Origin of the sequence: Bacillus sp. CCB-MMP212 (genome assembly GCF_022748145.1) — a bacterium.
Lineage (GTDB): Bacteria > Bacillota > Bacilli > Bacillales > Bacillaceae_G > Bacillus_A > Bacillus_A cereus.
Genome location: NZ_JALDQE010000007.1, coordinates 107518 through 131161, shown reverse-complemented (window position 1 = coordinate 131161; position 23644 = coordinate 107518). Strand labels below are relative to the sequence as shown.

The following is a 23644-nucleotide window of genomic DNA, read 5'->3' as shown; positions in this document are numbered from 1 at the left end:
TCTTTTTCGTTATAAAAAAATTCAAGTATCCAAACTTGAAAAATGCCAAAATTGTTAAGGATATCAACTCTTTCGGCATTTTTCCTATATCACTTAAGGAGAGATTTTTATGCCAAAGAAAATACTTATACTCGGAACCTTCCTGATAGCGGCTAGCCTTTTAGGTTGCACAGATATAGAACACAAAGATACTCTCAACAAAATTGAAGCACCCGAAAAAGAATCAGTGGATGTAAAAGAAAAAGTTGCACTTAAACATATGACAGTAGAAGAATATTTAAAGAACTATAATAAAATTAAAAGTACTGTATCTACACAAGGTATTGAAATTCTTCCATTTCATCTTGAACTAGAAAAGCAATCCAATACATATAGGTTTTATTATCCTAAAGAAGTAGATAAATCAGATCAAGATATGAAATGGGTAAGTGTCATGTTAGGTGAAAGCGGAAAAATAATTAATGGAATTATGTATACTGGCTACGCAGATATACCTACGATTAAAGCAATGATTCAAGCTACTAACATTACATGGACTAATGAATTAGATCAGTTAATTGGTTCAATAGGAAATGAAGATTTTTCAAAAACATTGGAAATTGAAAAAGTGAAACTATCTGTTAAAGGTAATTCGAAAAATATTAAAGTTATGATAGATTCAATAAAATTAGATCCACCTCAATCCCTTTAAAACAAATATAGTCCAAATTTCTATCTAATTTCTTTAATTTTACACTCTATAGAAATTTATTTAGCTTTTAATAATCAAGTCTAGCTATGAGACTATACAAAAAATCGTCAGCGCTTTTAAAAAGCAACTGACGATTTTTTTATTCCCTTACATTTTTATTAAATAGGCATCAACAATATGACTCTGTCTATTTATTTAATTCTAACTTCCAAAACATTATTCTATAATTTCAAAAAGGTTATTGCCATTATTACCACCTGGTAATATAAATTTCACATGTTGATCTGCTGGAATAGTTATATAATGATATTGATCAGGTTTAGTTAATTTGGTTGTACTTTTCCAAGTTCCTGAAGTCCAGTACGTTACTTGTGAAAAAAATGCTAGTGGCGGGAATTTCTCTGGATCGGTTGACTTATCATTTTCTGAAATAATTTCAGGCTTAATTCTAATTTTCTTTCCTGCCGCATTTTTAAATTGAAAATCATAAACAATTCCATAGTTTCCTTCAAGCGTCGGGTTAGAATTTTCTAGATACCATATAGGTGCTTCGTATTCATTAACACCAACACGAGGTTGAGGATAGGCTTTACTTATCTTTGAGCCTACATAAAAGGTACTTGTTGTTACATTATCAATAACAGCATACCTTTCATCGTAATTATAATTAGCAGTTGAAGTGATTTTATTATAATTTTTAACCTGTGTTGTTTTTATGGGATCAAAAATTTCTGATGGCCTAGAGAACTGTCCATCTGGTTTTTTCTTTGAAACAAATTGACGTAGGGTTAATTTTGCGTTCGGAATAAACTTCATTTTTCCATTAACTGCAAAAGTATCTTCTACATCTTTTTCTAATATAAATACATGTCCATCTGCTGGGATAGTAATAACTTGATCATTGTTACTATTTCCATATTGAACTATAGTACTAGATGTAATGCCCATTATATCCCATGAACCATCAGAACTAACCGGATATGCTGCATTTACAGCACTATTTTTAATTCTTATAGTTTGCGGTTGACGATCTTCATTGTGTATAGCATATCCAAATTTCAATTGACCTCCAGTATAATTTCGATTAAAAAATTCAGCACTATACTCTTGATTTGCTTCTAATATTCTTTCATTTGTGTAGTAAGCATACTTACCAGCTTCAAAGTTTGATCCCATATTTGGATTATCGTATACACTTTCTGGTGCATTTGTATATATGTACTTTGCTCCGCCTTGTTTATACTTTATTTGTGTAATCATAGAAGCCTCTACTCCTCCTGAACCAGTTACTCCTAAAAACAAAAGTGACGATAGTAAAACTGAAGAAAAAACTTTTCTGTTCAAAAATACAGCTCCCTTCCATTTATTACAACTAAATCTAGCATACGCCTTACATACAATAAATGTAAATGGAATGTGTAGCTGTTGTTATTGAGAAATACTGATCTTATAAAATATACTCTTAATGATAATATATGTATTAGATGCAAAATTGCATATTTAATTTAGATATATTGATGTACAATAAAAATGAACTACTCAACATTTTTATTTTAAGTTAGTATAACAAACCCTAACTACCTAAAGAACTCAAGTAAACGTATCTTATGTCATTTTAAAAAATACAAAAAGCGCCCCTTCCTAGGGGCGCTTTTTGTATTTTTTATTTTAGAATTTCTCGATTTGAACCGTAAAGTGTGGTTTGAATTTTACTTTCATTGTTTTCTCCCCTTCTTGGACTTACAATAAGTCATTACGAGGATAGTTTCATTTCACCAAATCCTTCTTGTTTTCAAAGATACATTTATGAAACCTTCTAATACAAACGATATGAAGAGCATTTCTACTCTTTTCATACCGTTTTACATTTGTCTTTAAGTTTCATATGAAATTCGTAGGAAGATGGCAGTCTTCCTTTTATAAATAAGACTCAAAAGTTACCATATCTGATAAAGGAAATACTAATGTAACTCTAGTTCCTTTATTTACTTCAGATTCAATGCCAATTTTCAATCCTAATTTTGAACACAGTTTTTCGCATAGATACAAGCCCATTCCTGTACTTTTGCTAAATTTCCTTCCATTCTCTCCAGTAAATCCTTTCTCAAAAACTCTATTTATATCTTTAGTTGCTATCCCTACTCCATTATCCTCTATAGTTAGTATTACTGAGTTAGTTTTCTTAATTGAGCATATACGTATCATTTGTTCTTTGTTAATTGAGTACTTTATAGAATTTCCTATTATTTGATTAATAATAAATTCAACCCATTTTCCATCACTATATACAATCTCATCAATATCCTGTATATCTAATTTTATTCTCTTATGAATAAAATCCCTATAGTTTCTTTTAATTACATTCCTTACTACATTATCAAGGTTGATTGGCTTGATAATGTAGTCTTTATTAACGTTATTGCTTCGAGAATAATACAGAACCTGTTCTACAAACACCTCGATTCGATCCATTTGAGAGTCAATTTTATTAGTTATTTCATTTTGATTATTTTCAATTATAAGCTTTGTAGAAGCTATTGGTGTCTTAATTTCATGCACCCATGTCTCTATATATTCTCTGTAATCCAACTGCATATCTCTATAATACTTTACATTTTCATGCATATCTCTACTTACTTCTTTTAGTATTGCGTTAAGCTTTTCCCCATGTATAAAGTTTGCTTCCTTTACTACCTCTGGAAGTAAGTATTTTTTCTCCAAGTTTTCTAATATACCGTTAATCTCATTATAATAATTTTTACATCTTATAAATTCTATAGCCATATATGAAATCAATGGAAAAAACCAAATACAAAAGACAAAGAATATGATAATGAACGGAACATGCGCAGTCAGCAATATACCTGCTAGTATGATATATACCAGTACATTTGATAGTATCACTACTATTTTATCTTTAATAAATTCACCTATATTCATGGCATTATATACCCTAAGCTTCTTCTTGTTGCAATTGGATTTTCTATACCTATCTCTTCAAGCTTTTTTCTTAATCTATTTATATTAACAGTTAAGGTGCTATCATCCACAAAATAATCAGATTTCCATAAAGTTTCTATGAGTGAATCTCTTTTTACAATATTTCCGCGATTATTTATTAAGCATGAGAGTATTTTAACTTCATTTTTAGTTAATTCTACAGACTTGTCTTGATAAGTAACTGTTGCATTTGAAAGATTTAAATTAAAATCCCTATAAATTAAGATATGATTCATCTTGAAATCTCCAGATGTTCTTCTTAAAATATTTGTTACTCTTGCTAATAGTATTTCTGTATTATACGGCTTTGTTATAAAATCGTCTGCTCCTAAATTTATACTTATTAGTTCATCTACATCACTATCTCTGCTTGTAACCATGAAAATTGGAACATCTGAAGTTTTACGTATTTCTCTGCATATATAATAGCCATCAAACACAGGAAGATTTATGTCTAGTAATATAAGGTCTGCATTCTCACTTTCTATATATTCGATAATATGATTAAAATCTGTGGGAGCCTTTACTTCATATCCATACTTTATAAAAAAATGTTGTAATTCTTCTCTGATGATTTCATCATCTTCAATCAGAATGATTTTTTTCATGACTTTTCCCTCCCTATACAAAATATAAGGCTACTACATCTTGAGACACAAGGTGTAATAGCCTTAATGAGCATTATAAAATCAAGTATTACTTTTTACAATATTTTTATACCCGACATATGTCGTGTAAAAATATATTACATAAACTATAAGAAATACTAAGCCAGTCATCAATGCTGGTAAAGTAATGTCTACTTGTTGAAATGCGTTAATAAAATCATTGACTACATAAATTCCAACTGCAGAATGAATTAGAGCAAGGAAAACTGGAAGACTAAAGTATACGAAAGTTTGAATGAAAATCGTTTTGTCGATCATTGTTCCGTTTGAACCAATTCTCTTCAAAGATTTATATCGATCTATGCTATCACTGGCTTCTGATAATTGTTGAAGAGCTAATACAGCCATACTCGTTATTAAAAATACAATACCTATATATATCCCAATAAACAGTACGATAGTTTTCATTCCCTTACTTTCTGCACAAACTTCATCCTTTGATTTGCCTTCTATACGATTTATATTTAATTTCGGGCCATTTTCGTCATGAAAGCCCCGTGCAACGTTATCATATTTTTTATTATATTCTTCTCTATTTCCATCTACATAATTTACATTAAGTACTGATTCAATAATTTTGTAGTCTGATAAAAAATCATCATTTATAACGATTGTGAATAAATAAGGTTGCGTATCAGAAGTGTAAAGACTCTCTTGTATAATTTTATCATATTTCACAAAATATTCTTTCTCTTTAACATTCACCTTATTGCTATTTTTTAATCTTTCATTTATCGAATTAAGTAACCTCTTATCATTTGATAAAAGTAAAACTTCATTGTTATTTAAAGTGATTTCCTTTTCACCTTTAAGATTTAAAATTTTATTATAATCAGATACTTTAATGAAATCCATACCGCTTTTTTTATAATCTTTACGTACTTCTGGTACTAAGTCCCCCACTACCATCCCTGTTGGATATACATTATAAGATACATATTTTTCGTTATTACTTATTTTAAAATTAGCTTTATTTAATACGTCTTCTATAGTGTAACTTTCATCCTTATTCTCCAATTTAATACTGGCATCAAATGGTGTTGCTTCTTTCGTTCTTGCGTCCATTATTCTGTTAAAGCTGATTCCTGTAGATAAAACCACCATTGTAAGGCATAACATTAAACATATTACAGACATGGATATAAAATTTGTATTAACCTTACTATTTATTTGTTTGATGATAAATATATTTAACCCTTTAAAATAGACTTTTTTATTCTTCTTTACAACATATAATATAAATCCAGATAAACTAAAGAAAAACAGCAATGTACCTAATATGCCAAGAATGATTGATACCATGAGCATAGGATTATTATAATTCAATCCGATTTTTAGTACGGTCACATATGCATATCCAAGTGATGCTACACACATAATAAATATGATTACATAGATAAGAGGATTTCTAAATTTTACATCTTCGTTTTTTTTACCTGCTGTTAACAAATCAATTATTTTGTATTTAGAAACAACATATACATTAAATAACATAACAAGCAAAAACATGATTCCAAAGTATAATACGCTTTTACCTATAGCACTTGTTGAAATTATAAATTTATATTTATTGATGGGCAATTCAAATAACTTTAATGCAAATGTAGATAATCCCTGCGATACTCCAATACCTATTATAAGTCCACTCACTAAAGATATAATGCCAACTAGAAATGTCTCTGTTACTAATATTCTGGATATGTTTCTTCTTCCCATACCTAAAGTCATGTATATTCCTAATTCTTTTTTACGTTTTTTAATTAAGAAATTATTTGCATACAATATTAAACCACCTAATATTACGGATACAAATGCTGACACATTTGAGATAGCGTTCATTACTGTTCGCACATACTTTCTATCTGAAGCGTTAATTTCCATAAGTGCCTTTTGTGATTCTATTGAGTTAAAGCTATAAAATATACAAACAGCCAGTGTTAGTGTTAAGAAATATATGGCATAATCTTTAAAACTTTTCTTTACATTCCCAATAGCAATCTTAGAGTACATTATTATCGTCACCTCCAAGAAGGGTTATAACTTCGATAATTTTAGTAAAGAATTCTTTTCTGGAATCATTTCCTCTTACCAACTCGATAAATATTTTGCCATCATTAATAAAAAGAATTCTACGAGCATAGCTTGCTGTAAACGCATCATGAGTAACCATAAGTATGGTAGCTTTCAAATCCTTATTTAGACTTTCAAATCTTTCGAGTAATAATCTAGCCGATTTAGAATCTAACGATCCTGTTGGTTCATCTGCGAGTACTAAAGATGGCTCTGTTACGATAGCTCTTGCCGAAGCAACCCTTTGTTTTTGTCCACCTGATATTTGATAAGGATATTTGCTTAATACTTGTTCAATTTCTAAATATTTTGCAACTGCTTGTATTTTGCCATCAATTTTTGAACTTTCCTCACCTTTTATAGTTAACGCTAGGGCAATATTTTCATAAGCAGTAAGAGTATCTAATAAATTAAAATCCTGAAATACAAACCCTAATTCATTTTTTCTAAACTTATCTAGTGAATTTGATTTTAACCGAGTAATGTCACTATTATTGATTATTATTTTTCCCGTCGTAACATGATCAATCGTTGATATACAGTTAAGTAATGTAGTTTTGCCACTTCCTGAAGGCCCCATTATCCCAACAAATTCTCCCTCATCTACCTTAAAACTAATATTATCTATAGCCTTTGTTACATTATCTTTATTACCATAATATTTTTCAATTTTTTCTACACTTAATATATTTCGCATTAATACTTCTCCTTTTTCATTATAAAAATTCTTTAACTCCCCTTCATTTTATATAATTTCATTAATAGTATCGGTGGAATTACATTTCATTAACATTACATTTTTGTTATATTGAGTGATACCTCTACATGAAACTTATCAGGAATCTCAGTGGTATACGTAAGTTTTTTTCGATGCCTTACTAAAGAGGCAGAAAAATGTAGAGGTATCAACGGTAAACCTTATGTAATTAGTGGAAATAAACAAACTAGTTAAGGAGTAATAACAGCTCAATTAAAAAAATATAGATTCATATTCACTTCAGAATAAGATTTTGAAAACAGAAAAGGATTTGACCTTTAATGCCAAATCCTTTTTATTATTTCGCAGCAAGTTTTCTTTCACTTTTGCAGGAAGTTCGTCCTGCTGCACTTCTTTCCAAGTGGATTTAGTTTTAAATACGATACATGAAATTACCAATAATAAGAACCCTCCTCAAATAAGAGCATATTACATTTTCTCATTCTGTGAGATTAATCTAATGATAAAATAAAGTACAAGTATCTATTTTAAAGAACTGGAAAACACAATATTCTGGTGCTGTAGTCGTACATAATTCCATTACAGTGTCGATATAAAATAAAGCATTAAAGCTCTGTTCACAATCTAATGATGCAAAAATCATCAAAGATAAACGTCGCCACTTTTTTCATATAACATCTCATTAAATAATACAACCAACAAATCCGTTACATAAAAAAGAGGGGCAAGCGCCCCTCTTAAAATTGAAATCCACCCTCTTTACTATCACCTTTAGCTTTTCCCTTACTTTGAATAGGTTTAAGATGCTTTTTTATATCCCAGCTGTATACTATCTATATTATATGACTTCATAATTTCATAATATCTTGTTTCGTTTGTTGTAGAATTGAAAAATGAATCTCTTCCATCCCTAGTAAGCTGATATTTTCCCTTTTCAGTAAACTCAGCTCGTATTTTATATTTGCCTTCTTCTACCTCAAAATAGTAATGAGCTTGCCCATTTTGTAATCTAGAAACTATTTTTTCCTCAACTATTTCTTCATTTTCATTAATTAAATATAACTTTATTTCACCTATTTCTGGTGCAATTGTTTGTTCCTGGGGATCAATCCAACCATCCTCATTTTCATCGAACCAGATATAACCAGAAATAGTCCCTTTCTCTGGATCCCAAACCTTATCCATCTCTTCTGCGAATACTAAATTTTTTGGTAAAAACAATGTGAAAATTAATAATAAAATAGACATACATGTCATACATTTAATTGTTTTCATCGATATCGCCACCCAATCTTATAATATTTAACAAGAATATATAAATATTAATACAATATACAATATACTACAAGACTGGTGTTATTACCCAATGTTTATTATAATTATAATAACATAAGCGATTTATTAATAAGATAAATATCTAATTTAATGAATTACTAGATAAAAATTAATTCTCGTATGGTAATCCAAACTTTTTCCACTCGAGAAATCCGCCTTTTAAATTAACTACTTCCTTTATACCAGCTTTTTGTAAAATGCTAGCTGCTATAGCGGAACGCAAACCAGTTCGACATTGTAAAACTATTGGACAATCTTTCGGTATAGAATCTATCTTCTCAAATAGATTACCTAACGTAATATGTATTGCATCATGAAGGTGTCCTTCCTCCCACTCTTTTTTACTACGCACATCGATAACCTTAACACTTCTATCTTTTATATGCCGATATAATTCAATTGATGTATATTCCTTGTAACTTTCTAATATATCAAATTTTTTTATTACTTTTAAAGGTACAAAAGCAACAATATTATCTAGCCCGATAGATTCGAAGTCCCTAATGACTTCCTTCATTTTAACCTTTTCCTCATCTAGAATTATTAAAGTCTCTGTTTTATAATCTAGTAACCATCCACACCAAGTTGTGAAAGAATTGTTATACGGTATGTTAATTGATTTCTCAATGTGACCAGAAGCAAAACTCTCTACATCCCTTATATCAACTATTTGCTGAACACTCCTCATAACTTCTTGAAGCTCTTCTACTGTATTAATAGTAGTAATCTTTCTCTTCTTACGAATTGGAGGGCCATACTTATTTAAATGCTTCATTAATGAAAAATACTTTGGAGGCTCTGGCTGTCCCGTCAATAAAGTCGATATAAAATCACTTTCTTCATTACACTGAAATGCCCAATTGAACATCTTTTCATAACCTAATGTAGAAGTTGGAATTGCTCCTAATGCTTTTCCACATGCGCTTCCCGCACCATGTGATGGCCATATTTGCAAATAATCAGGGAGTATTTTTACTTTTTGTATAGAATTAAATAATTGTTTCGCTCCTATTTGTGCAGTATCTTTTATACCAACAGCTGTTTCTAATAAATCAGGCCTTCCTATATCTCCTACAAATATAAAGTCACCTGTAAAAATTCCTATCGGTTTATCATTCGTAAAATTATTTTGACTTGTATCAGTTACTAAAAAAGAGATACTTTCAGGCGTATGCCCTGGGGTGGGAATTACATTAAATTTTATATGACCTACTTTAAACACTGTACCTTCACTTACTAATTGGTATCGACCTTCATTAAGATATTGATATTTCCAATCAAAATCTCCTTCATCAGATACATATAAATTTGCATGATAGAGATTAGAAAGTTCTCTAGACCCAGAAAGAAAATCAGCATGAATATGAGTCTCAGCCGCAGCAATTACTTCCATCCCCTCTTTCTTAGCAAATTCTATATATTGTTCTATATAGCGGCTAGGATCAATAACAATTGCTACGCCTTCTTTCTGACAACCAACTAAATAGGAAGCATGAGCTAATTTTTCATCATAAAAATATTTTAAAAGCATAACTATTCCCTCCGAATACTTATTTCGAATTACTTTTCAATTTTTACAACTACTCTCTATCTTTCCTTACATAATCCCTTTCAACATTAAATTCCAATACATATATGGCAACATATATCTTTTAAGTAAAAACATACTATACCGTTCTTTCGCTTGATTAAATGGAAACGTTTCTTGTGGCTCATGTTCATAGTTAAATTCAGCGAGTATAAGACTTTTATATCCTGTAACAATCGGACATGATGTATATCCATCATATTTAGCCTGCAAGTCTCTTCCGTTAAGTACGTCCATAATATTTTGTTTTAAGACAGGTATTTGCTTTCGAATTGCCGCTCCAGTTTTAGAGGTAGGTAAATTAGTACAATCTCCAAGTCCAAAAATATTCTTATACTGTACATGCTGCAAAGTATAAGGGCTTATATCTACCCAGCCCTGATGATCACTTATCTCACTTTCTTTAATAAAGTCAGGTGGTCCCATTGGTGGAACAACATGTATCATACTATATGGTACTATTTCTCTTTTCATGGTTTGCATATCTTCAAAAATTGCCTCTCTCTTTTCAGCAATAATTTCTACTAAGTTTTTATTATAGTTCGTTATAATTTGCTTTCTTTCTAGTACTTGTTCTAAAGTATTTGCATATCGTGGAACCTGAAAGATGTTAGTGTTTGCAGAATAAAACATTACTTCACTTCTGTTTCTTACACCAATTTTACAAAAATACTCTTCTGCTAAATACATAATTTTTTGTGGAGCACCACCGCATTTAATAGGAGTATTGGGGTGGGTAAAAATCGCATTTCCTCCTTTGAATTTTTCGATTTCTCTCCAAGTAGAATCAACATATTCATAAGAATAATTGCTACAAACCCCATTAGTCCCAATAGACTCTTTTAAACCTTTAATACCTTCCCAATTTATTTGTATACCAGCTGCTACAATAAGAATTTCATACTCAAGCAGCATTCCATCATCTAAAAGTATCTTATTTTCTTCCGGAAATAACTTAACAACACTTTTCGGAATCCACGTTGCGCCTTTAGGAATAAATGATTCTTGATCACGCACCGTATTTTCCTTTGAAACAATTCCACCCCCCACTAAACTCCATAGTGGTTGAAAGTAATGTTTTTTTGATGGATCAATAATCGCTATACTTTCTTTCAATAGGGGGACATTTCGTAATAAATATGCAGTAGAAGATAGTCCTGCAGTTCCAGCACCAATTACAATAATTTTATAACTATCTCTGGTCTTCATTTTCCTCTTCCTATCTAAAATTGATTTTTAAATTAACTAATTAGTAGCCGTATTTTCATCGTAGTAACATTATTATAAGTTAAAAACATCATTTTCCATCTTATTTAAATGAAAATTCCGTTAACTTTACCGTCAAAATTTTACTATATGTGCAAATCTCCTATGCATCCTCATTTAATTGGTGTGCTCTTTTTTCCTTCTTATGAACAATTATTTGATTTTTTATTGTAAAGCTTTCATAGCTAAAAACTACAGTAATAATCAACTTCACTTTCACTATTAAACTCCATTTTTGAGGAAGGGTACTTCTATCGGAAAAATAAAAGAATCTTTTATTTTTGCATGGGAACAGGTGTATATTGTTTGGATCAGCATATGTATTCAGCTTGCAAATTAGTCCTTTTGAGCTATCACTTTTTTAAAGCGCACATATGTATATGTGTTCATTTATTTAATTTTGTTTACACACTTACGAGAAACAAGCATATGATATTATATACTAATCCAAAAACCATATAGTCTACTTTCTAAGAGCACTGATCTGTGTTCTTTTTTTCTGATAACGCTTTTGTTCAATTTGTTGCTTCATTTTTAAAACATTTATTACCCTTAACAAATCCTTTTGAAAATTATTACATATAAATTTGATTTTTAAAATTTTCTAGTTGCACGGGATATCCATAAATACTATCGAAAAATTAAGCCTTGTATTTCATCCTATTCAAATATCATTCAGCACATCCCCATGTACTCGTTATTTCTCAATTTATAATTCCAATTTATACTATTTGGACCATGGATTAGCTAACAACTAAATTATACGATATCTCACTCAAAAACCTTCTGACCATAATGTATTTTTCAACTCTGAGTATTGTAGGGTTGAATAGTTTTCAAATTGATTATGAAAGGATAAAGCCCAGAAGTGACTTCTATTAGTCCAAACACTTCACATTACTATCACATACACTATAAAATGTTTGGACTTTATTATTTCAATCAAAACTTAAAGTTAGGAGGATTTAATGTGGCTGATTGTACAGGTTTAGCTTGTTTTCTATTTTCTTCGTGGCCAACTGGAACAATTGTTACAGTTACTACTCGATCAGGTCAAATTATTGGACCTGCTACTTTTTCACTGTTCTTTCCAAATATCTGTGCAGTAGTATTGGTAGAAGATGATGTGATAACCCCCTCTTCTACCAATACTATATTTATAAGTTGTGAAGATATAGAAAGTGTTACTTTAACTACTCCTTAAGATAATTCATATTGTTCTCACTTAATCCATATTTAAGACATTCCAATGAATGCCTTTTTTCATGAAAAATCTAATTAGTATACCCTAAAATATATCATTCTATTGGACCTATTCTTTTAATAAGTTGCTTTCATTTAAATTTTTTCTCTTTTAAAGGTTACTTGTCTACACATCATTCTACAAACTTTCATATGATATAGTATATTGTTTAAAGGAGGGATAAATTTGTTCTTATGTAATTTATTTGGTTGTTCAGGTGGCGTATGTAGTATTTTTAAAAATTTACAACCGGGCGAAGTCATTACTGTGACTGGTAAATCTGGAAATATTATTGGACCTGCTATCTTTACAAATTTTAACCCTAATACTTGTATCGTCACATTAGAAGAAGAAAATTCAGTTACTCCTCCTACTACAAGTATTACTAAAATTAGTTGTAAAGAAATAGAAAGTGTTACGTTTATCTCATAGTATATTTTAGACCTAAAGCAGGGGTTGAAATATGAAACTCTTATACATTACTTCTGGTTACTCAAAAATCTATCAATATCTAGATCAAAGCATACAAAGTACTCTTATTAATCAAAATTTCGAATGGTTAGCAGTGCAGCCGAGTGAATTAATACAGCAATTGGATTTCATTACAACAACGTTTCATCCCAATATTGTTTTCACCTTATTAGGTAATCATCTACCACAAAAAGCAATTCAATATTTTAAAAAAAGGAACATTAAATTAGCTGTTTGGTTAACTGAGGATCCATTTTATATAGATACTTCTCTTCTTCTATTAAATAACTTCGATTTTATATTTACTATTGATAGCGAAGCACTTAAATATTACACAGCTTTAGGATATACCAATGTATATCACTTACCATTAGCAACTAATATAGAGGTGTTTAAACCCCATCTAAAAAATCTAAAATATAAAAGTGAAGTATTGTTTATTGGATATCCTTATCCTAACCGAGTAAAATTGATACAGTTTCTCCTGGAAAAAACGCCTTATCACTATACTATTATTGGTCAACACTGGAGAAATAAGTTATTAAAAAAATGGAAGAATCACCAAAGAATTAAGATTATAGAAGGATGGATTCCACCTCAAGAAGTTGCACTCTATTATAATAATGCTAGTCTTATTTTAAATCCTCATCGTAGTCATCTATTTCCACAGAATAAAAATAAAAATAAAGTGAAAAATAATACCATTAATAATCGTACTTTTGATATTGCCGCTTGCCAAGGCTTTCAAATTATTGAAGAAAAATCTGATCTTTCATCTTTCTTCAATAATGATCAAATTGTATCCTATAACAGCTTTGAAGACTGTTTAAATAAAGTATCTTTTTATTTGGATGACACGATTTCAAAAAGATTAATGGTCGAAAAAATTCATACAAAAGTGATAACACAGCATACTTTTCATGAGAGAATCCATTTTATAACGGCTATTTTACAATTACACCTTCATTAAAATAAAAATCCCCTTCTGCATATTAGTGCACAAGGGGATTTTTCAAATTTATCTATTCGTTCTACAGATAATGCTCATAGATAAATAAGAAACGGTATACATATACACTAACATATATAATTTTTATATTGAAGATGTTGTTATTTACACATAGAACCTAATATCTACTATTTTTATTAGCCAAACAATTCTTTTGTTTTATTTCACATAGGAATAATACTACTTGCGCTCGCCCAACCAAGACGTGAACTTATCTATATTTCCGAATGAATATCCATTTGTTACAGCAGATCCAATACTGCCTTTCAGAATAACAATTTACCCGTCAATACCCGTGTCAAACATTACTAATGCTTGTAAACCACATTTTTCAACACCTCTAGTTTGATCCCCCTTGTAGCAGTTAATTTTTATATTTTGTAAAGAATCCTCATTCCTTACAAATTTTAATTTGTAAATAATAATTTATGTAATATTAAGTATACCCTTCTGATATACTTAATATCGCGATAAATACACAATTTTTCAAGGGGGAAACAAGGAATGCAAAGTAAATTTTGGACAATTTTCTTTTTAATCATATTCTTTCCAATAGGTCTATTTTTAATGTGGAAACATGCACACTTCACAAAAAATGTACGCGTTATCATTTCGTTATTTTTCTTAATTATCATTTTATGTACAGCATGTAGTAGTGGATCAAGTAGTGCTCAAAAGGCTGAATTAAAAAAGAAAGAACTACAATTAATCAATAAAGAAAAAGATTTAAAAAAAATGGAGGAGAAATTGCTAGAAAAAGAAAAAGAACTAGATAATAAATTAAGAGAATGTCAAAAATCTAATGAAAATAAGAACAAACAAGAAGAACAAAAGAGACTTGATGAAGAAAAACGTAAGCAAGAAGAACAAAAAAGGCTTGATGAAGAAAAACGTAAGCAAGAAGAACAAAAAAGACTTGATGAAGAAAAACGTAAACAGGAAGAATTAAAAAAACAACAGCAGGATTCAAACACAACACCAGCTTCTCAATCTAAACCAGAAGCAAAACCTGTACAAGGTGGTACCTGTACTATAAAGGGAAACAAAAACAGTAAGGGTGAAAAAATTTATCATATTCCTGGACAACAGTTCTATGATAAAACGAATGCTGAAGAGATGTTTTGTTCCGAAGCTGATGCACAGGCTGCAGGTTATAGAGCTTCAAAAAAATAAAATTAAAAGGCCGGCTCTTATTGATGTGCTCCCTAATTGTTAGACACGAAAAACAATTAGAGGACATATCAATTATGGCCGGTTTTTCTTTCCACTTTACATACAAATGGACTTCATTGACATTTACATAGTATATTTCACTTTTGTTATTTTTTGATTTTTAAGAATTAATAAATAGCATACACACTTACAGTAAATGGTTCAGATGCATTTTTAGGATTCGCAATATATAATGATCTCGCTGATACTACACTTGTTCTATTACCACTTAAGACATCGCTAAAAACAACAGGATCTGTACCAGCAGATACATCTTTCATTACATTAAAGCTAACAAAATCCGGATCTCCTCCACCTTCAATTTCCCATTTTAAATATTTCGTTCCTGAAGGAAGGCTCTCAGTACTAAAGTTCCCACTTGAGCGGTTTTTTTGTCCATCTAAAGGTTTTGGTTGAGATAATACTGTTGCTACTAATTGTTGCGCTTTCGTTTCCATTAATATTCCCCATTTCTCAATTAAATTTTTATTAAGGTTACAATAGTAACCGCTACCAAAATATATCATATATGTAAATTATAGTTATTGAGAAATTTCTTTTTTATTTTCCTTTAAATTACAATAGCATATACCCTTACATGAAAAGGAAGATTAGAACCATTAGGGCTTGCAATACAAAGACTGTTATTTTTTATCAAATTTGTTCGATTTCCACTTAATACATCTTTGAATATCGTAGTTCCCACCCCTTTTGTTACATTTTTCATAACATCAAAACTAATATGCTCTGCATTATCATCATTTTCTACTTCCCACTTTATAAACTTTGTTCCAGGAGGAAGTTTCTGAGTACTAAAAGTTTCACGAGGTATTACCGTTGCTATTAACTCTTGTGATTTAATTTCCATATTTCCTCTTCCTTTCTCCTTTACACCTTAACTTTTTACTTAAATATACATCCTAAAAAAAGATCATATATTGAGAAATTTATTATCTAGCTACACAAATAAAGATCCATCCCCACTAAAAGAGATGGATTTAAACATCATTTCACATACTCATTGGCTATATTTGCTGTTACATAGTATGTGTTTTTCTTTTGTTATTTTGTATCCATAAAATAAACTCCTTACCTACACTTACAGTGCCAGCAACATCTTTATCTTGCCAACATGGAGATGAATTGGTCAAAACGCACAATTCCTGTACCTGAAGAAATGATAGAATTCTTAAAAAGGCAAAAGATAACGATTAATAAATAGAAATTAATAATTGTTTCTACTTATCAAAATTTTGATTTAATTGATTGTACTGAGTTTGCATCTCCTAAAAATGAATTCTTTTTAGCATTTTATTATAATCTATTAAATTAAATCCCACGAAATAGGTGTTCCTTTTATAATATCCTTACTCGCTTTCTTTCCGATAAATTTGGATAAGTGTTTTGGTAATAAGCCATTCCCTGGTCTAATAGCTTTAACATTTTCATTTGTAAAGACTTCTCCTTCTTTTATGTTTTCTACTACATATAATGATCTTCTAAATTTTAAAGAATCTTTTTCTATATCAGTAGGTCCATAATATACATTCCCCAAAGATTCCCATGCTTTTTCAGTTTCGCTTACTAATAATTTAAATTCAGCTGGTTCCATTGAAAATTTAGCATCAACTCCTCCATCCGACCTTGAGAGCGTTAAATGTTTCTCAATTACTGTAGCTCCCAAGGCAACACTTGCTACAGATACACCTACTCCCAGTGTATGATCGGATAAGCCCACCTGACAGTTAAATAACTCTTTCATATGAGGTATAGTAACTATATTTGTAGATTTTGGAGATGCAGGATACGTACTTGTACATTTTAATAGAATTAGTTCTTTACACCCTTCTTCTCTCGCAGCCCTTACTGTTTCATCTAGTTCAGCAATTGAAGCCATACCTGTCGAAATGATTATTGGTTTTCCTGTTGCGGCTACTTTACGTATGAGGGGAATATCAGTATTTTCAAAAGATGCAATTTTATAACATGAAACATTTAATGTCTCTAGAAAGTCTACAGCTGTTTCATCAAAAGGCGTACTAAATGGTATCATTCCTAACTCTATACAGCGATCAAAAATTGGTTTATGCCACTCCCATGGTGTATATGCTTCTTTGTATAAATGATAAAGTGATTTGCCTTTCCATAAACTTTTCGTATCATGAATTAAAAAATCACCATTTTCTATATTTAAAGTCATTGTATCTGGTGTATATGTTTGAATTTTAAATCCTTGTGCCCCGGCCTCCGCAGCTGCCTCTACAATTTTCAACGCCCTATCTAATGATTGATTATGATTTCCTGACATTTCTGCAATAATAAATGGTGGCAAACTATTGCCAATCTCTCTACCTCCGATATATACATTACTCATTTTTGTCACCTTCAAGCTCTTTTTTTATAGATTCTCTTCTTTCCTCCCATTGTTCACGGGACAAAGTCATTGTAATGACATCAACATAATCATTGTCCCTATAAATATAATCTTCATATCTTCCCTCTTCTTGGAAACCAAGTTTCTGATGGAAATTTAAACTAATGCGGTTTGATTCTATTATTTCTGCACATACTTTGTGTATGTCTTTGATTTCAAAAATAAAATCTAATGCTAATAAACCTAATACAGTTCCGGCACCTCTTACACTTTGCTTTTCACCTATATAAAATCCCCAATAACAAGTTCGATCCATTTTATCTATTTTTGTAAAATTAACAAATCCAATTGGTTTTTCTTTATATGTTAATAATCTTGCAACCTTTGTATCATCCATTACGAGTTTTTCATACCACTTTAAATGTTCATCTATTGTTATTTGATGATTTTCATACATAACCGAGCGAATTTCTTTTGTATTCCGCCACTTTAAAATAAGTTCTAAATCTTTCTTTTTTAACTTTTCCAATTGAAAATCCCCAATATCTAACATACTATCCTCCTAAAATAATTTTTGCTATTTCATTTGTATTACTGGCACACTGTATAGAAAGAGCTTTATTAGACATTTCTTTCACTATTTTAGAATCTGATAAAAGTTTGTTTAGACATTTCGTAATTGCTTTATCCGAAACACTTTCAGCTGTGCCAATATTCCATGTAGCTCCAACCTTCGCTACAGCCTTGGTTACTTCAATTTGATTTTGGGCAGTTGTAATTGTTATAGAAGGTAATCCAAGAAAGCATCGTTCCCATGTGGTTGTGCCCCCAGCTCCTATCCCTAAATCTGCTCGTACGAGAAGCTCTTCCATATTCTCTATTTGACAATAATATGAAGCGTTAGTAACACTCTTACAATAAGTTTGAATATCCTCTTTATGAGGATTTTGGCTACCTACCACAACGTCTATTTTTAAGTTATCTTTATTTATATTTTGTAAAGCTCTTAACGTTTTTAATGTCTCATTTGTTACATCATGACCACCAAAAAAAATAAAAATCCTCTCAATTTTTCCTGTTCTTTTTCGTGAAATCTTCTTAGCTGCATGAAACTCTGGTCGTAATATAGCATATTTAGGCCCCAATTTTACTAATGAGTGCTCTGGTATTAAATCTTTATAGCGACCATTAAGGTTATCATATAAATTTTGGTCTAGTAACAAATCACAGTCATGCATTCGATTTGCAAGATCATCGATTACCATAATTTTTCTTACACTTTTTCTTAAAGCAGACTCCCACTTATTATCTAATCCATAATGATCAACAATTAACCAATCACACTTGGGAAGTTGCGACAAAATATCATTGGTCTGCTGCGCATCAACAAACCAATGATATTTTAGCCAATTTAAATACCTCCCGTTTTTTGCATTTAAGAAATTCGTATTTTCACCATCTCCATCTAATACAAACACATGAAATCCTTTATTTAAAATATGTTGATGCAAATCACCTTGCAGCTTACGACAAATGAAATATACTTGAGCACCTTTATTTCGCAATTCTTGGGCCAGTGTTAAACAACGCATAATATGACCGGTCCCTATTTCAATAGATGCGTCGGCGCGAAAGGCAATTTTTTTCTCAAGCAAGATACTCCCTCCTCACTAAAAGCACTATAACTTATTAACTTATAATTTCGTTTCTCTATTTAGCTCATCTACTAATGATTGTTGATTTGCCCATTTCAATTTCACATGATTATTCATTTCAATAAGTTCAGGACTTCGAAGGATGTAATCTTTTATTTGATGAAAAAATAAAGGTTTAGATTTTACATTCAGACCTTTATAAAGTTCATTGAACATATCTAAATCCGGTTGTTCATCTAATGTTAACCTCCAAGTAGGGTAACAAAATGGTGGAGGAAGTTTCACTATATTGATACGAAATAAATGTGGATTATTAATAAAATAAAATGGAAGGTATTCTGCATAGGTTAAAGGTTTTGGGGTTTGTAGTAATCGTTCAATTGCCTCTAATGTAAAAATATCGCCTGCTGTTCCGACAGGTAACGTACTTAACTCTGCCTGTGTATAATCTGCACCACTTTTCAAATGTTCATCTAGCAAAAAAGTATTAATTTCCGGTGACACAGCTGGGCAATCTCCTGTAATCCGCATGACAATGTTTGCATTTTCTTGTTTTGCAGCTTGGAACATGCGATCAGCGGTATTTTCTGGATCACCTCTAAAAATCTTAACCTTTCCATCTAAATTAAATTTTTCCAAAGGGTCATCTTGTGCAATATCTGAAGTAGCAAGTATGACCTGATGTTTTCCTGGAATAGCTAATGTATTTATAAGACATCGTTCAATGGAAGAAACTCCGTGTATTGGCAATATGGCTTTTAAAGGTAACCTAGTAGATTTTAAGCGGCAAAGTACAATTATTACTACCTTAGGAGGTTCAATAACCTCTTTTGTTAATGGGGTACCTGCAGACAAATTATATACAGCTACCTGAGGTAATAATTCCTCTGCTTCAAGCTTGTTCAGCGCATTTTCTACAACATTTAACTTCATTGTTACTTTATTAGCTGTAATAATCTCTCCTTTTTTAATGTCAACTTTTGTAACTGCTCTTAAGAATTTCTGATTTTGCAATTTTATTAACCCCCCTTTCATTTAATTTTTAGCAACACTATAAAACAAAAGAACTTTTCTCACAGCTTGTATTACATCCCACACATCAGCTTCTGTCATTTTAGGAAATAGAGGCAGCGTAATAATTTCCTCATATACGTTTTCTGCTTGCGGACAAATACCTTTTTCATAACCTAATTTTTGATAAAACGGTTGTAAATGTACGGGTATATAGTGCACATTCACACCGATATTTTCTCTTTGTAACGCTTCGTAAAATTCTTTTCGATTACATTTTAATAACTTAGTATTTAAACGAATAATATAAAGGTGCCAGCTCGAACTGGTTTGAGGCAATTGCTTTGGTATGATGATTTCAGATAAACAACTAAATTCTTTACTATAGATGTCTACAAATTTCTTTCGAATCTTAATAAAAGAGTCTAATTTACTTAACTGTGATAAACCAAGAGCAGCTTGTATATCCGTAATTCTATAGTTGTAACCTAAGAATTGCATTTCATAATACCAAGGTCCATGATTTTCAAGAAGTTTTTTGGGGTTCCTTTCAATTCCATGTGTACGGAATTGAACAAGTTTTTCATAAAAAAGAGGATTATTTGTGGTAATTACTCCGCCCTCTCCGGTAGTAATATGTTTCACCGGATGAAAGCTAAACATTGTCATATCACCAATTGAACCAATCTTTTTATTTTTATAAGTGGCTCCTAATGCGTGGGCTGCATCTTCAATGATAATCAAATTATTTTTTTTTGCTATTTTTTGTATTGCTTCTAACTCTACAGGCTGTCCAGTAAAGTGTACGGGAATAATGGCTTTTGTTTTGTTTGTAATCTTTTCCTCTATAGATTTAGGACTAATGTTATATGTTTCATTGTCAATATCGGCGAATACCGGCTTTGCCCCCTGGTATAAGATACAATTTGCACTTGCTACAAATGTCATTGGAGTTGTAATTACTTCATCTCCCTCAGTTATGCCAGCTGCATAGCAGGCAGCATGCAATGCAGCTGTACCATTTGAAAAGGAAACAGCGTATTTTGCTCCCACATATTTTGCTATAGCCTCCTCAAATTGTTGAACCATAGGTCCTGTTGTTAAAAAATCCCCTTTTAATACGTCTACAACAGCCTGAATGTCATATTCATCAATTTGTTGCTGACCATATGGTAAATAAGTTTCTCTAACAGGCTTTCCTCCATGAATACCGAGAATCCCCCTTACCATTACTCTTTCGCCTTAGGGTTAATTTTTAAAGATTTAATCCACTCTTCTGTTTTAATAACTCCATCTTCTAAAGAAACTTTCGGTTCCCAGTTTAATATTGTTTTTGCTTTTTCATAGTTACATAATAATTTTTGGATTTCACTTTGCGGATGGATATGAGTTACGTGTTGAATACTTACTTTTTTTCCCGAAATCAATTCTGCTAATTTATTAATGGATATATCTTGTCCTGTTCCAGCGTTGATAATATGACCATTTGCTTTTGCAGAGTATCCTGCTGCCACAACAAAATCTGCACAATCTTCAACGTATAAAAGATCTCTCGTTTGTTTTCCATCCCCATATATATTCAATGGTACATTATCTAATTTATTATTTATAAAAATGGCAACAACCCCACCTTCCCCACCTGTTTTCTGGAATGGACCATACGTATTAAATGGGCGAATAACCACTACAGGTAGCTTATAAGCATAATAGTAAGATAAAACCATGTTTTCAGCAGCAATTTTTGATCCAGCATATGGAGAAGCTGGTTTAATCGGGTCTAATTCTGATATTCCTTGTATATTAGTAGCTTTATCATATACCATACAAGTACTCATAAAGACCATTTTGACGTCATACTTAAGACATTGTTCTAACAAATTAAAAGTACCTATTGTATCATTTTCAAAAGTTGATCTAGCATCATCTATACTATCTTGAACATTGATACTCGCTGCTAAATGATAACAAAGATCAAATGAATTATTTTTAAATAATTCAGCAACTAATTTTTTATCTTTAATATCTCCTTGAATGCATTGCTTTAAATTTAGATCGTGTGCAAACTCGGTGATATTTGCAGTAGTTGAATTTGCTAAGTTGTCTAATATCCATAGTTCATGCTTATCCTGCAATAATCTCTTTACAACCCACCTACCAATAAAACCTGCACCACCAGTTACTAATATTTTCATAGTTTCTCCCCTCCTGTTAATAGTTGCTGGTTTAATATTAAATTTCTAAGCTCTTCTTTTGAAATCGCATTTTGATGATCAGAACGGTAAAATCCTGCTTTCGCCCTTTCTGCATTTTCATATTGTGTACCCTTTTTTAATGGGCTAGGAATGATAAACATATCTGGTAATTCAAAAGCCTGTAAAGACTCATCATGTGTCATAAGTTCTTCATACATTTTTTCACCAGGTTTTAATCCAATTTCTTCAATTTTTATATTCTCCTTAGGCAACCCATATAACTTTGTAACTTCTTCTATCATCACTTCACTTAAATCTTTTAATGAAATAACTGGCATTTTTAATATAAAAGTTTCACCACCCTTTGCTATTTTCATTGCTTCAATTGTTAACATAGTTGCTTGATTCAGTGTCATCATAAATCTACTCATACTAAGATCCGTTACAGTTATTTTTTGGTTTTCTTTAATTTGATTTTCAAATAAAGGAATGACAGATCCTCTTGACCCCATCACATTTCCGAAACGAACACTTGCAAATATCGTTTCACTTGAACCTTTTGAATATTCCGCTGATGTAATCAATCTTTCAGCAGTCAACTTTGTTGCACCGTAATTATTTGTTGGTGAAATCGCTTTATCAGAACTTGTAAAAACTACCTTTTTTACTTTCTGAGCAATTGCGGCTTTTATTACATTTTGTGTTCCAAAAATATTGGTCAAAACTGCTTCAAACGGATTATATTCACAAAAAGACACATGCTTCATCGCGGCCACATGAAATACATAATCAATATTTTCCATCGCACTAAATACTCGATCATAATTACGAATATCCCCAATTAAATAACGAATATTTTGATTTTTATCCCTAAATTCTTCTTGTAATAAAAATTGATTATATTCACTTCTACTAAGAACCCTTACCACTTTTGGCTTTTCCTGTAGAACATTAGAAAGAATGCTTTTTCCAATTGTTCCTGTTCCACCAATAATTAAAACGTTTTTATCTTTAAAAAACATGAAAATATATACCTCCTCATATTAAAAAATTAATTTTAGCCAAGAAAAACCTCTCTTCAATTTGTGTGTAGTTCCATTAGCAAGCCATTTGTTGAGAGATAAATTGGTTTATCGGATAT

General features: G+C 30.9%; 23 protein-coding genes. 5 read left to right on the top strand and 18 right to left on the bottom strand.

Annotated features, from left to right (window positions below; translation table 11 throughout):
- Positions 1 to 109: 109 nt before the first annotated feature.
- Positions 110 to 691 carry a hypothetical protein gene (locus tag MRP26_RS20510; protein WP_242806778.1) on the top strand — a complete coding sequence of 194 codons (582 nt, stop codon included), beginning with the start codon at positions 110 to 112 and terminating at the stop codon, positions 689 to 691.
- Between the two features lie 216 nt (positions 692 to 907).
- On the opposite strand, the gene MRP26_RS20505 is transcribed toward MRP26_RS20510, so the two are convergent.
- The 9 genes from MRP26_RS20505 to MRP26_RS20465 all read right to left on the bottom strand — a co-directional run bounded on the left by MRP26_RS20505 (position 908) and on the right by MRP26_RS20465 (position 11279).
- Positions 908 to 2035, bottom strand: coding sequence for a copper amine oxidase (locus MRP26_RS20505; protein WP_242806777.1), 1128 nt, complete (start codon positions 2033 to 2035; stop codon positions 908 to 910).
- 573 nt (positions 2036 to 2608) lie between these two features.
- Positions 2609 to 3631: a sensor histidine kinase gene (locus MRP26_RS20500; protein WP_097987435.1), complete on the bottom strand. Its 1023-nt coding sequence runs from the start codon at positions 3629 to 3631 to the stop codon at positions 2609 to 2611.
- Entirely contained in the window at positions 3628 to 4299 is a 672-nt protein-coding gene (locus MRP26_RS20495) for a response regulator transcription factor (RefSeq protein WP_097987436.1), read from the bottom strand. The genes MRP26_RS20500 and MRP26_RS20495 overlap by 4 nt, the downstream gene beginning before the upstream one ends.
- A gap of 81 nt (positions 4300 to 4380) precedes the next feature.
- Entirely contained in the window at positions 4381 to 6369 is a 1989-nt protein-coding gene (locus MRP26_RS20490) for an FtsX-like permease family protein (RefSeq protein ID WP_097987437.1), read from the bottom strand.
- On the bottom strand, positions 6359 to 7126 hold the full coding sequence (locus MRP26_RS20485; RefSeq protein ID WP_001244395.1) for an ABC transporter ATP-binding protein: 768 nt from the start codon (positions 7124 to 7126) through the stop codon (positions 6359 to 6361). Before MRP26_RS20485 ends, MRP26_RS20490 begins: the two co-directional genes overlap by 11 nt.
- A 300-nt stretch (positions 7127 to 7426) precedes the next feature.
- The gene (locus MRP26_RS20480) at positions 7427 to 7585 is read right to left on the bottom strand and encodes a hypothetical protein (protein WP_242806776.1); all 159 of its coding nucleotides are present in this window, start codon (positions 7583 to 7585) and stop codon (positions 7427 to 7429) included.
- Positions 7586 to 7945: 360 nt separating this feature from the next.
- A complete protein-coding gene (locus tag MRP26_RS20475; protein ID WP_197241965.1) occupies positions 7946 to 8422 on the bottom strand; it encodes an SdrD B-like domain-containing protein in 477 nt (158 codons plus the stop codon).
- 169 nt (positions 8423 to 8591) lie between these two features.
- Positions 8592 to 10013 (bottom strand): MBL fold metallo-hydrolase, encoded by a 1422-nt coding sequence (locus MRP26_RS20470; RefSeq protein WP_242806774.1) that lies wholly within the window; start codon positions 10011 to 10013, stop codon positions 8592 to 8594.
- 66 nt (positions 10014 to 10079) lie between these two features.
- A complete protein-coding gene (locus MRP26_RS20465; RefSeq protein WP_242806773.1) occupies positions 10080 to 11279 on the bottom strand; it encodes an NAD(P)/FAD-dependent oxidoreductase in 1200 nt (399 codons plus the stop codon).
- 1027 nt (positions 11280 to 12306) lie between these two features.
- On the opposite strand from MRP26_RS20465, the gene MRP26_RS20460 reads away from it, so the two are divergent.
- From MRP26_RS20460 to MRP26_RS20445, 4 genes are all read left to right on the top strand, one after another.
- On the top strand, positions 12307 to 12540 hold the full coding sequence (locus tag MRP26_RS20460; protein WP_000752668.1) for a hypothetical protein: 234 nt from the start codon (positions 12307 to 12309) through the stop codon (positions 12538 to 12540).
- A gap of 225 nt (positions 12541 to 12765) precedes the next feature.
- Positions 12766 to 13011, top strand: coding sequence for a hypothetical protein (locus tag MRP26_RS20455; protein ID WP_000477968.1), 246 nt, complete (start codon positions 12766 to 12768; stop codon positions 13009 to 13011).
- A gap of 31 nt (positions 13012 to 13042) precedes the next feature.
- Positions 13043 to 14020 carry a CgeB family protein gene (locus MRP26_RS20450; protein ID WP_098276597.1) on the top strand — a complete coding sequence of 326 codons (978 nt, stop codon included), beginning with the start codon at positions 13043 to 13045 and terminating at the stop codon, positions 14018 to 14020.
- A 543-nt stretch (positions 14021 to 14563) separates the two neighbouring features.
- Positions 14564 to 15232, top strand: coding sequence for a sunset domain-containing protein (locus MRP26_RS20445; protein WP_242806771.1), 669 nt, complete (start codon positions 14564 to 14566; stop codon positions 15230 to 15232).
- 167 nt (positions 15233 to 15399) lie between these two features.
- Here the strand turns inward: MRP26_RS20445 and MRP26_RS20440 are convergent, their stop codons facing one another.
- The 9 genes from MRP26_RS20440 to MRP26_RS20400 all read right to left on the bottom strand — a co-directional run bounded on the left by MRP26_RS20440 (position 15400) and on the right by MRP26_RS20400 (position 23525).
- Positions 15400 to 15729 (bottom strand): hypothetical protein, encoded by a 330-nt coding sequence (locus MRP26_RS20440; protein WP_000448094.1) that lies wholly within the window; start codon positions 15727 to 15729, stop codon positions 15400 to 15402.
- 113 nt (positions 15730 to 15842) lie between these two features.
- Positions 15843 to 16139: a hypothetical protein gene (locus MRP26_RS20435; RefSeq protein ID WP_000404020.1), complete on the bottom strand. Its 297-nt coding sequence runs from the start codon at positions 16137 to 16139 to the stop codon at positions 15843 to 15845.
- A 456-nt stretch (positions 16140 to 16595) separates the two neighbouring features.
- Positions 16596 to 17645 (bottom strand): pseudaminic acid synthase, encoded by a 1050-nt coding sequence (pseI, locus tag MRP26_RS20430; RefSeq protein ID WP_000073379.1) that lies wholly within the window; start codon positions 17643 to 17645, stop codon positions 16596 to 16598.
- Positions 17638 to 18198: a UDP-4-amino-4,6-dideoxy-N-acetyl-beta-L-altrosamine N-acetyltransferase gene (pseH, locus tag MRP26_RS20425; RefSeq protein ID WP_242806769.1), complete on the bottom strand. Its 561-nt coding sequence runs from the start codon at positions 18196 to 18198 to the stop codon at positions 17638 to 17640. The genes pseI and pseH overlap by 8 nt, the downstream gene beginning before the upstream one ends.
- A gap of 1 nt (position 18199) precedes the next feature.
- Complete coding sequence (gene pseG / locus MRP26_RS20420; RefSeq protein WP_242806767.1) at positions 18200 to 19300, bottom strand: UDP-2,4-diacetamido-2,4,6-trideoxy-beta-L-altropyranose hydrolase; 1101 nt, start codon at positions 19298 to 19300, stop codon at positions 18200 to 18202.
- 39 nt (positions 19301 to 19339) lie between these two features.
- A complete protein-coding gene (locus tag MRP26_RS20415; RefSeq protein WP_242806765.1) occupies positions 19340 to 20335 on the bottom strand; it encodes a cytidylyltransferase domain-containing protein in 996 nt (331 codons plus the stop codon).
- A complete protein-coding gene (gene pseC / locus MRP26_RS20410) occupies positions 20336 to 21541 on the bottom strand; it encodes a UDP-4-amino-4,6-dideoxy-N-acetyl-beta-L-altrosamine transaminase (protein ID WP_242806763.1) in 1206 nt (401 codons plus the stop codon).
- Entirely contained in the window at positions 21541 to 22503 is a 963-nt protein-coding gene (locus MRP26_RS20405) for a dTDP-glucose 4,6-dehydratase (RefSeq protein ID WP_242806761.1), read from the bottom strand. The genes pseC and MRP26_RS20405 overlap by 1 nt, the downstream gene beginning before the upstream one ends.
- Positions 22500 to 23525, bottom strand: a complete 1026-nt coding sequence (locus MRP26_RS20400; protein ID WP_064532251.1) for an SDR family NAD(P)-dependent oxidoreductase — start codon at positions 23523 to 23525, stop codon at positions 22500 to 22502. The genes MRP26_RS20405 and MRP26_RS20400 overlap by 4 nt, the downstream gene beginning before the upstream one ends.
- Positions 23526 to 23644: the final 119 nt, after the last annotated feature.